At 49.8% G+C, this 11,296-nt stretch carries 4 tRNA genes and 6 rRNA genes; all 10 read left to right on the top strand.

Features of this window, described 5'->3' with window-relative positions:
• Positions 1–506 precede the first annotated feature (506 nt).
• Positions 507–2,059: ribosomal RNA gene (locus tag N646_RS08945) — 16S ribosomal RNA — on the top strand.
• Between the two features lie 66 nt (positions 2,060–2,125).
• Positions 2,126–2,202: transfer RNA gene (locus tag N646_RS08940), tRNA-Ile, on the top strand.
• A 42-nt stretch (positions 2,203–2,244) separates the two neighbouring features.
• Positions 2,245–2,320: transfer RNA gene (locus N646_RS08935), tRNA-Ala, on the top strand.
• Between the two features lie 290 nt (positions 2,321–2,610).
• Positions 2,611–5,500 (top strand): 23S ribosomal RNA (locus tag N646_RS08925).
• Positions 5,501–5,593: 93 nt separating this feature from the next.
• A 5S ribosomal RNA gene (rrf, locus tag N646_RS08920) occupies positions 5,594–5,710 on the top strand.
• 317 nt (positions 5,711–6,027) lie between these two features.
• A 16S ribosomal RNA gene (locus N646_RS08915) occupies positions 6,028–7,580 on the top strand.
• 67 nt (positions 7,581–7,647) lie between these two features.
• Positions 7,648–7,724 (top strand) — tRNA-Ile (locus N646_RS08910).
• A gap of 42 nt (positions 7,725–7,766) precedes the next feature.
• Positions 7,767–7,842, top strand: a tRNA-Ala gene (locus N646_RS08905).
• A gap of 290 nt (positions 7,843–8,132) precedes the next feature.
• Positions 8,133–11,022: ribosomal RNA gene (locus tag N646_RS08895) — 23S ribosomal RNA — on the top strand.
• A gap of 94 nt (positions 11,023–11,116) precedes the next feature.
• Positions 11,117–11,233: ribosomal RNA gene (rrf, locus tag N646_RS08890) — 5S ribosomal RNA — on the top strand.
• The 16S, 23S and 5S rRNA genes sit together here with 4 tRNA genes alongside, the layout of an rRNA operon.
• The last annotated feature ends 63 nt before the right edge of the window (positions 11,234–11,296 follow it).

Here is an 11,296-nt window from a genome sequence, read left to right as displayed (position 1 = left end):
TGGTACTTGAAAAATACGTCTCAAAGCACAACTCTGTGGATAAGTTGTGTGAGAGTTTGGGGTAAAGTTGAATAAATAAAGGTTTGATCGAAAACTCATCGTTTAACCATTGTTTTTGCAATTTTTGAAAAATAACACTTGCCAATGTGAGCGCGATCTCTATAATGCCTCCTCGTCGACAGGGCAAGGGCTCAGAAGGGTTTAAGCGAAGTTGATAAGGCTGAAAAGAAATACGAAATAATTTGAAGAAAGTGTTTGACACGATAAATTATCTCGCTAGAATGGCCGCCTCTTCCGAAGTGATGTCAATCACAAAGAAGAGTTGCTCTTTAACAATATAGACCTATCAATCTGTGTGGGCACTCGTTGATGATAATCCAATTCGATACTTCGGTATCAAATTAGGTTTCAATGAAACGAAGTGACCATTGAGTCTTCGGACTCAGCACAGTCAATTCAAACATTACTTATGTAATGTTCAGTATTCATTGAGCCGACAAAATCTTAAATTGAAGAGTTTGATCATGGCTCAGATTGAACGCTGGCGGCAGGCCTAACACATGCAAGTCGAGCGGAAACGAGTTATCTGAACCTTCGGGGAACGATAACGGCGTCGAGCGGCGGACGGGTGAGTAATGCCTAGGAAATTGCCCTGATGTGGGGGATAACCATTGGAAACGATGGCTAATACCGCATGATGCCTACGGGCCAAAGAGGGGGACCTTCGGGCCTCTCGCGTCAGGATATGCCTAGGTGGGATTAGCTAGTTGGTGAGGTAAGGGCTCACCAAGGCGACGATCCCTAGCTGGTCTGAGAGGATGATCAGCCACACTGGAACTGAGACACGGTCCAGACTCCTACGGGAGGCAGCAGTGGGGAATATTGCACAATGGGCGCAAGCCTGATGCAGCCATGCCGCGTGTGTGAAGAAGGCCTTCGGGTTGTAAAGCACTTTCAGTCGTGAGGAAGGTAGTGTAGTTAATAGCTGCATTATTTGACGTTAGCGACAGAAGAAGCACCGGCTAACTCCGTGCCAGCAGCCGCGGTAATACGGAGGGTGCGAGCGTTAATCGGAATTACTGGGCGTAAAGCGCATGCAGGTGGTTTGTTAAGTCAGATGTGAAAGCCCGGGGCTCAACCTCGGAATAGCATTTGAAACTGGCAGACTAGAGTACTGTAGAGGGGGGTAGAATTTCAGGTGTAGCGGTGAAATGCGTAGAGATCTGAAGGAATACCGGTGGCGAAGGCGGCCCCCTGGACAGATACTGACACTCAGATGCGAAAGCGTGGGGAGCAAACAGGATTAGATACCCTGGTAGTCCACGCCGTAAACGATGTCTACTTGGAGGTTGTGGCCTTGAGCCGTGGCTTTCGGAGCTAACGCGTTAAGTAGACCGCCTGGGGAGTACGGTCGCAAGATTAAAACTCAAATGAATTGACGGGGGCCCGCACAAGCGGTGGAGCATGTGGTTTAATTCGATGCAACGCGAAGAACCTTACCTACTCTTGACATCCAGAGAACTTTCCAGAGATGGATTGGTGCCTTCGGGAACTCTGAGACAGGTGCTGCATGGCTGTCGTCAGCTCGTGTTGTGAAATGTTGGGTTAAGTCCCGCAACGAGCGCAACCCTTATCCTTGTTTGCCAGCGAGTAATGTCGGGAACTCCAGGGAGACTGCCGGTGATAAACCGGAGGAAGGTGGGGACGACGTCAAGTCATCATGGCCCTTACGAGTAGGGCTACACACGTGCTACAATGGCGCATACAGAGGGCGGCCAACTTGCGAAAGTGAGCGAATCCCAAAAAGTGCGTCGTAGTCCGGATTGGAGTCTGCAACTCGACTCCATGAAGTCGGAATCGCTAGTAATCGTGGATCAGAATGCCACGGTGAATACGTTCCCGGGCCTTGTACACACCGCCCGTCACACCATGGGAGTGGGCTGCAAAAGAAGTAGGTAGTTTAACCTTCGGGGGGACGCTTACCACTTTGTGGTTCATGACTGGGGTGAAGTCGTAACAAGGTAGCGCTAGGGGAACCTGGCGCTGGATCACCTCCTTAAACGATGATTATTGCGATGAGTGTTCACACAGATTGATACGGTTTATAAAGTAAAGAGACGATACTGGGTCTGTAGCTCAGGTGGTTAGAGCGTTCGCCTGATAAGCGAGAGGTCGGTGGTTCGAGTCCACTCAGACCCACCAATTTCTTTTCCAAGGAATTGGCGACAGTATCGACACCTTGATGGGGCTATAGCTCAGCTGGGAGAGCGCCTGCCTTGCACGCAGGAGGTCTGCGGTTCGATCCCGCATAGCTCCACCATCTTTAAGTGTTCTTGAAAAAGAATCTTTAAAAATGGTTTTCATCAGAAAATCTAGCTCTTTAACAATTTGGAAAGCTGACAAAACAATCTTTAAGATTGTTTGTAAAGTTCTCAATGTTTGTCTTTATGACAAACACCAAAAAACACATTCAAGTGTTCTTGGGAATATCACTTTTAAGTGATTATTCGAAATTGAGTCCGGCAAAATCGAAATGTCTCTCGCTCATTCAAATAATGAGAGACAACTTTGGTGATTTGAACATCAACTCGAAACTCCTTCGGGTTGTATGGTTAAGTGACTAAGCGTACACGGTGGATGCCTTGGCAGTCAGAGGCGATGAAGGACGTATTAACTTGCGATAAGCCCAGATTAGGTAGTAAAAACCATTTGAGTCTGGGATTTCCGAATGGGGAAACCCACTTACATAAGTAAGTATCGTTATGTGAATACATAGCATAACGAGGCGAACCGGGGGAACTGAAACATCTAAGTACCCCGAGGAAAAGAAATCAACCGAGATTCCGAAAGTAGCGGCGAGCGAAATTGGACTAGCCCTTAAGCTTTACACGCGTTAGACGAACAGCCTGGAAAGGCCGACGATACAGGGTGATAGTCCCGTAGTTGACGACGTGTGTTCAGTGAAATCGAGTAGGGCGGGACACGTGATATCCTGTCTGAATATGGGGGGACCATCCTCCAAGGCTAAATACTACTGACTGACCGATAGTGAACCAGTACCGTGAGGGAAAGGCGAAAAGAACCCCTGTGAGGGGAGTGAAATAGAACCTGAAACCGTGTACGTACAAGCAGTAGGAGCAGGCTTGTCCTGTGACTGCGTACCTTTTGTATAATGGGTCAGCGACTTATATTCAGTGGCAAGGTTAACCATCTAGGGGAGCCGTAGGGAAACCGAGTCTTAACTGGGCGTTCAGTCTCTGGATATAGACCCGAAACCAGGTGATCTAGCCATGGGCAGGTTGAAGGTTGAGTAACATCAACTGGAGGACCGAACCGACTAATGTTGAAAAATTAGCGGATGACTTGTGGCTAGGGGTGAAAGGCCAATCAAACCTGGAGATAGCTGGTTCTCCCCGAAAGCTATTTAGGTAGCGCCTCGGACGAATACTACTGGGGGTAGAGCACTGTTAAGGCTAGGGGGTCATCCCGACTTACCAACCCTTTGCAAACTCCGAATACCAGTAAGTACTATCCGGGAGACACACGGCGGGTGCTAACGTCCGTCGTGGAGAGGGAAACAACCCAGACCGCCAGCTAAGGTCCCAAATTACTACTAAGTGGGAAACGATGTGGGAAGGCTCAGACAGCCAGGATGTTGGCTTAGAAGCAGCCATCATTTAAAGAAAGCGTAATAGCTCACTGGTCGAGTCGGCCTGCGCGGAAGATGTAACGGGGCTAAGTAGTAAACCGAAGCTGCGGCAATGTACTTTAGTGCATTGGGTAGGGGAGCGTTCTGTAAGCGGTTGAAGGTGTGTGGTAACGCATGCTGGACGTATCAGAAGTGCGAATGCTGACATGAGTAACGATAAAGGGGGTGAAAAACCTCCTCGCCGGAAGACCAAGGGTTCCTGTCCAACGTTAATCGGGGCAGGGTAAGTCGACCCCTAAGGCGAGGCCGAAAGGCGTAGTCGATGGGAAACGGGTTAATATTCCCGTACTTCTTACAATTGCGATGGGGGGACGGAGAAGGCTAGGTGGGCCTGGCGACGGTTGTCCAGGTTCAAGTGCGTAGGCTGAAGAGTTAGGTAAATCCGGCTCTTTCTAAGGCTGAGACACGACGTCGAGCTACTACGGTAGTGAAGTCATTGATGCCATGCTTCCAGGAAAAGCCTCTAAGCTTCAGATTGTAAGGAATCGTACCCCAAACCGACACAGGTGGTCGGGTAGAGAATACCAAGGCGCTTGAGAGAACTCGGGTGAAGGAACTAGGCAAAATGGTACCGTAACTTCGGGAGAAGGTACGCTCTCGACGGTGAAGTCCCTCGCGGATGGAGCTATTGAGAGTCGCAGATACCAGGTGGCTGCAACTGTTTATTAAAAACACAGCACTGTGCAAAATCGCAAGATGACGTATACGGTGTGACGCCTGCCCGGTGCCGGAAGGTTAATTGATGGGGTTAGACTTCGGTCGAAGCTCTTGATCGAAGCCCCGGTAAACGGCGGCCGTAACTATAACGGTCCTAAGGTAGCGAAATTCCTTGTCGGGTAAGTTCCGACCTGCACGAATGGCGTAATGATGGCCACGCTGTCTCCACCCGAGACTCAGTGAAATTGAAATCGCTGTGAAGATGCAGTGTACCCGCGGCTAGACGGAAAGACCCCGTGAACCTTTACTACAGCTTGGCACTGAACATTGACCCTACATGTGTAGGATAGGTGGGAGGCTTTGAAGCGCAGTCGCTAGATTGCGTGGAGCCGTCCTTGAAATACCACCCTTGTAGTGTTGATGTTCTAACGTCGACCCCTTATCGGGGTTGCGGACAGTGCCTGGTGGGTAGTTTGACTGGGGCGGTCTCCTCCCAAAGCGTAACGGAGGAGCACGAAGGTGGGCTAATCACGGTTGGACATCGTGAGGTTAGTGCAATGGCATAAGCCCGCTTGACTGCGAGAATGACAATTCGAGCAGGTGCGAAAGCAGGTCATAGTGATCCGGTGGTTCTGAATGGAAGGGCCATCGCTCAACGGATAAAAGGTACTCCGGGGATAACAGGCTGATACCGCCCAAGAGTTCATATCGACGGCGGTGTTTGGCACCTCGATGTCGGCTCATCACATCCTGGGGCTGAAGTCGGTCCCAAGGGTATGGCTGTTCGCCATTTAAAGTGGTACGCGAGCTGGGTTTAGAACGTCGTGAGACAGTTCGGTCCCTATCTGCCGTGGGCGTTGGAGAATTGAAAGGGGCTGCTCCTAGTACGAGAGGACCGGAGTGGACGAACCTCTGGTGTTCGGGTTGTGTCGCCAGACGCATTGCCCGGTAGCTAAGTTCGGGATCGATAACCGCTGAAAGCATCTAAGCGGGAAGCGAGCCTTGAGATGAGTTCTCCCTGATACTTTAAGTATCCTAAAGGGTTGTCGTAGACTACGACGTTGATAGGCAGGGTGTGTAAGCGTTGTGAGGCGTTGAGCTAACCTGTACTAATTGCCCGTGAGGCTTAACCATACAACACCCAAGGGGTTTTGATGGACTCAATGAAAGAACATTGAATGTGTAAGAACGAGAATTAAAAAACAGCTTTCCGAATTAAAGAATTTGCTTGGCGACCATAGCGTTTTGGACCCACCTGATTTCCATGCCGAACTCAGAAGTGAAACGAAATAGCGCCGATGGTAGTGTGGGGCTTCCCCATGTGAGAGTAGGACATCGCCAGGCTTTATTTTGCACTTGCTTATTAAATAAGCAAGTCACCATAAAGTTCTAAATAAATTTAGAGTTTTATGTTGACTTTCAAAGTGGAAAGCGTATTATACGCACCTCGCTTAAGTGCTAAGGCACTGAAAGCCAAGCTCTTTAACAATATAGACCTATCAATCTGTGTGGGCACTCGTTGATGATAATCCAATTCGATACTTCGGTATCAAATTAGGTTTCAATGAAATGAAGTGACCATTGAATCGAAAGATTCAGCACAGTCAATTCAAACATTACTTTATGTAATGTTCAGTATTCATTGAGCCGAACAAAATCTTAAATTGAAGAGTTTGATCATGGCTCAGATTGAACGCTGGCGGCAGGCCTAACACATGCAAGTCGAGCGGAAACGAGTTATCTGAACCTTCGGGGAACGATAACGGCGTCGAGCGGCGGACGGGTGAGTAATGCCTAGGAAATTGCCCTGATGTGGGGGATAACCATTGGAAACGATGGCTAATACCGCATGATGCCTACGGGCCAAAGAGGGGGACCTTCGGGCCTCTCGCGTCAGGATATGCCTAGGTGGGATTAGCTAGTTGGTGAGGTAAGGGCTCACCAAGGCGACGATCCCTAGCTGGTCTGAGAGGATGATCAGCCACACTGGAACTGAGACACGGTCCAGACTCCTACGGGAGGCAGCAGTGGGGAATATTGCACAATGGGCGCAAGCCTGATGCAGCCATGCCGCGTGTGTGAAGAAGGCCTTCGGGTTGTAAAGCACTTTCAGTCGTGAGGAAGGTAGTGTAGTTAATAGCTGCATTATTTGACGTTAGCGACAGAAGAAGCACCGGCTAACTCCGTGCCAGCAGCCGCGGTAATACGGAGGGTGCGAGCGTTAATCGGAATTACTGGGCGTAAAGCGCATGCAGGTGGTTTGTTAAGTCAGATGTGAAAGCCCGGGGCTCAACCTCGGAATAGCATTTGAAACTGGCAGACTAGAGTACTGTAGAGGGGGGTAGAATTTCAGGTGTAGCGGTGAAATGCGTAGAGATCTGAAGGAATACCGGTGGCGAAGGCGGCCCCCTGGACAGATACTGACACTCAGATGCGAAAGCGTGGGGAGCAAACAGGATTAGATACCCTGGTAGTCCACGCCGTAAACGATGTCTACTTGGAGGTTGTGGCCTTGAGCCGTGGCTTTCGGAGCTAACGCGTTAAGTAGACCGCCTGGGGAGTACGGTCGCAAGATTAAAACTCAAATGAATTGACGGGGGCCCGCACAAGCGGTGGAGCATGTGGTTTAATTCGATGCAACGCGAAGAACCTTACCTACTCTTGACATCCAGAGAACTTTCCAGAGATGGATTGGTGCCTTCGGGAACTCTGAGACAGGTGCTGCATGGCTGTCGTCAGCTCGTGTTGTGAAATGTTGGGTTAAGTCCCGCAACGAGCGCAACCCTTATCCTTGTTTGCCAGCGAGTAATGTCGGGAACTCCAGGGAGACTGCCGGTGATAAACCGGAGGAAGGTGGGGACGACGTCAAGTCATCATGGCCCTTACGAGTAGGGCTACACACGTGCTACAATGGCGCATACAGAGGGCGGCCAACTTGCGAAAGTGAGCGAATCCCAAAAAGTGCGTCGTAGTCCGGATTGGAGTCTGCAACTCGACTCCATGAAGTCGGAATCGCTAGTAATCGTGGATCAGAATGCCACGGTGAATACGTTCCCGGGCCTTGTACACACCGCCCGTCACACCATGGGAGTGGGCTGCAAAAGAAGTAGGTAGTTTAACCTTCGGGGGGACGCTTACCACTTTGTGGTTCATGACTGGGGTGAAGTCGTAACAAGGTAGCGCTAGGGGAACCTGGCGCTGGATCACCTCCTTATACGATGATTACTCACGATGAGTGTCCACACAGATTGATACGGTTTATAAAGTAAAGAGATGATACTGGGTCTGTAGCTCAGGTGGTTAGAGCGTTCGCCTGATAAGCGAGAGGTCGGTGGTTCGAGTCCACTCAGACCCACCAATTTCTTTCCCAAGGAATTGGCGACAGTATCGAGACCTTGATGGGGCTATAGCTCAGCTGGGAGAGCGCCTGCCTTGCACGCAGGAGGTCTGCGGTTCGATCCCGCATAGCTCCACCATCTTTAAGTGTTCTTGAAAAAGAATCTTTAAAAATGGTTTTCATAAGAAAATCTAGCTCTTTAACAATTTGGAAAGCTGACAAAACAATCTTTAAGATTGTTTGTAAAGTTCTCAATGTTTGTCTTTATGACAAACACCAAAAAACACATTCAAGTGTTCTTGGGAATATCACTTTTACAGTGATTATTCGAAATTGAGTCCGGCAAAATCGAATGTCTCTCGCTCATTCAAATAATGAGAGACAACTTTGGTGATTTGAACATCAACTCGAAACTCCTTCGGGTTGTATGGTTAAGTGACTAAGCGTACACGGTGGATGCCTTGGCAGTCAGAGGCGATGAAGGACGTATTAACTTGCGATAAGCCCAGATTAGGTAGTAAAAACCATTTGAGTCTGGGATTTCCGAATGGGGAAACCCAATACCATAAGGTATTACTGTTGAGTGAATACATAGCTCAACAGGGCGAACCGGGGGAACTGAAACATCTAAGTACCCCGAGGAAAAGAAATCAACCGAGATTCCGAAAGTAGCGGCGAGCGAAATTGGACTAGCCCTTAAGCTTTACACGCGTTAGACGAACAGCCTGGAAAGGCTGACGATACAGGGTGATAGTCCCGTAGTTGACGACGTGTGTTCAGTGAAATCGAGTAGGGCGGGACACGTGATATCCTGTCTGAATATGGGGGGACCATCCTCCAAGGCTAAATACTACTGACTGACCGATAGTGAACCAGTACCGTGAGGGAAAGGCGAAAAGAACCCCTGTGAGGGGAGTGAAATAGAACCTGAAACCGTGTACGTACAAGCAGTAGGAGCAGGCTTGTCCTGTGACTGCGTACCTTTTGTATAATGGGTCAGCGACTTATATTCAGTGGCAAGGTTAACCATCTAGGGGAGCCGTAGGGAAACCGAGTCTTAACTGGGCGTTCAGTCTCTGGATATAGACCCGAAACCAGGTGATCTAGCCATGGGCAGGTTGAAGGTTGAGTAACATCAACTGGAGGACCGAACCGACTAATGTTGAAAAATTAGCGGATGACTTGTGGCTAGGGGTGAAAGGCCAATCAAACCTGGAGATAGCTGGTTCTCCCCGAAAGCTATTTAGGTAGCGCCTCGGACGAATACTACTGGGGGTAGAGCACTGTTAAGGCTAGGGGGTCATCCCGACTTACCAACCCTTTGCAAACTCCGAATACCAGTAAGTACTATCCGGGAGACACACGGCGGGTGCTAACGTCCGTCGTGGAGAGGGAAACAACCCAGACCGCCAGCTAAGGTCCCAAATTACTACTAAGTGGGAAACGATGTGGGAAGGCTCAGACAGCCAGGATGTTGGCTTAGAAGCAGCCATCATTTAAAGAAAGCGTAATAGCTCACTGGTCGAGTCGGCCTGCGCGGAAGATGTAACGGGGCTAAGTAGTAAACCGAAGCTGCGGCAATGTACTTTAGTGCATTGGGTAGGGGAGCGTTCTGTAAGCGGTTGAAGGTGTGTGGTAACGCATGCTGGACGTATCAGAAGTGCGAATGCTGACATGAGTAACGATAAAGGGGGTGAAAAACCTCCTCGCCGGAAGACCAAGGGTTCCTGTCCAACGTTAATCGGGGCAGGGTAAGTCGACCCCTAAGGCGAGGCCGAAAGGCGTAGTCGATGGGAAACGGGTTAATATTCCCGTACTTCTTACAATTGCGATGGGGGGACGGAGAAGGCTAGGTGGGCCTGGCGACGGTTGTCCAGGTTCAAGTGCGTAGGCTGAAGAGTTAGGTAAATCCGGCTCTTTCTAAGGCTGAGACACGACGTCGAGCTACTACGGTAGTGAAGTCATTGATGCCATGCTTCCAGGAAAAGCCTCTAAGCTTCAGATTGTAAGGAATCGTACCCCAAACCGACACAGGTGGTCGGGTAGAGAATACCAAGGCGCTTGAGAGAACTCGGGTGAAGGAACTAGGCAAAATGGTACCGTAACTTCGGGAGAAGGTACGCTCTCGACGGTGAAGTCCCTCGCGGATGGAGCTATTGAGAGTCGCAGATACCAGGTGGCTGCAACTGTTTATTAAAAACACAGCACTGTGCAAAATCGCAAGATGACGTATACGGTGTGACGCCTGCCCGGTGCCGGAAGGTTAATTGATGGGGTTAGACTTCGGTCGAAGCTCTTGATCGAAGCCCCGGTAAACGGCGGCCGTAACTATAACGGTCCTAAGGTAGCGAAATTCCTTGTCGGGTAAGTTCCGACCTGCACGAATGGCGTAATGATGGCCACGCTGTCTCCACCCGAGACTCAGTGAAATTGAAATCGCTGTGAAGATGCAGTGTACCCGCGGCTAGACGGAAAGACCCCGTGAACCTTTACTACAGCTTGGCACTGAACATTGACCCTACATGTGTAGGATAGGTGGGAGGCTTTGAAGCGCAGTCGCTAGATTGCGTGGAGCCGTCCTTGAAATACCACCCTTGTAGTGTTGATGTTCTAACGTCGACCCCTTATCGGGGTTGCGGACAGTGCCTGGTGGGTAGTTTGACTGGGGCGGTCTCCTCCCAAAGCGTAACGGAGGAGCACGAAGGTGGGCTAATCACGGTTGGACATCGTGAGGTTAGTGCAATGGCATAAGCCCGCTTGACTGCGAGAATGACAATTCGAGCAGGTGCGAAAGCAGGTCATAGTGATCCGGTGGTTCTGAATGGAAGGGCCATCGCTCAACGGATAAAAGGTACTCCGGGGATAACAGGCTGATACCGCCCAAGAGTTCATATCGACGGCGGTGTTTGGCACCTCGATGTCGGCTCATCACATCCTGGGGCTGAAGTCGGTCCCAAGGGTATGGCTGTTCGCCATTTAAAGTGGTACGCGAGCTGGGTTTAGAACGTCGTGAGACAGTTCGGTCCCTATCTGCCGTGGGCGTTGGAGAATTGAAAGGGGCTGCTCCTAGTACGAGAGGACCGGAGTGGACGAACCTCTGGTGTTCGGGTTGTGTCGCCAGACGCATTGCCCGGTAGCTAAGTTCGGGATCGATAACCGCTGAAAGCATCTAAGCGGGAAGCGAGCCTTGAGATGAGTTCTCCCTGATACTTTAAGTATCCTAAAGGGTTGTCGTAGACTACGACGTTGATAGGCAGGGTGTGTAAGCGTTGTGAGGCGTTGAGCTAACCTGTACTAATTGCCCGTGAGGCTTAACCATACAACACCCAAGGGGTTTTGATGGACTCAATGAAAGAACATTGAATGTGTAAGAACGAGAATTAAAAAAACAGCTTTCCGAATTAAAGAATTTGCTTGGCGACCATAGCGTTTTGGACCCACCTGATTTCCATGCCGAACTCAGAAGTGAAACGAAATAGCGCCGATGGTAGTGTGGGGCTTCCCCATGTGAGAGTAGGACATCGCCAGGCTTTAGTTTTATTTTCACTTTTTCGAAAAGTGAAGACAAAAGCGGACGCTTGCTTATTAAAGCG

Source organism: Vibrio alginolyticus NBRC 15630 = ATCC 17749 (genome assembly GCF_000354175.2).
Lineage (GTDB): Bacteria > Pseudomonadota > Gammaproteobacteria > Enterobacterales > Vibrionaceae > Vibrio > Vibrio alginolyticus.
The sequence above is the reverse complement of the archived record's forward strand: the minus strand, read 5'-3'. Positions and strand labels throughout refer to the sequence as shown.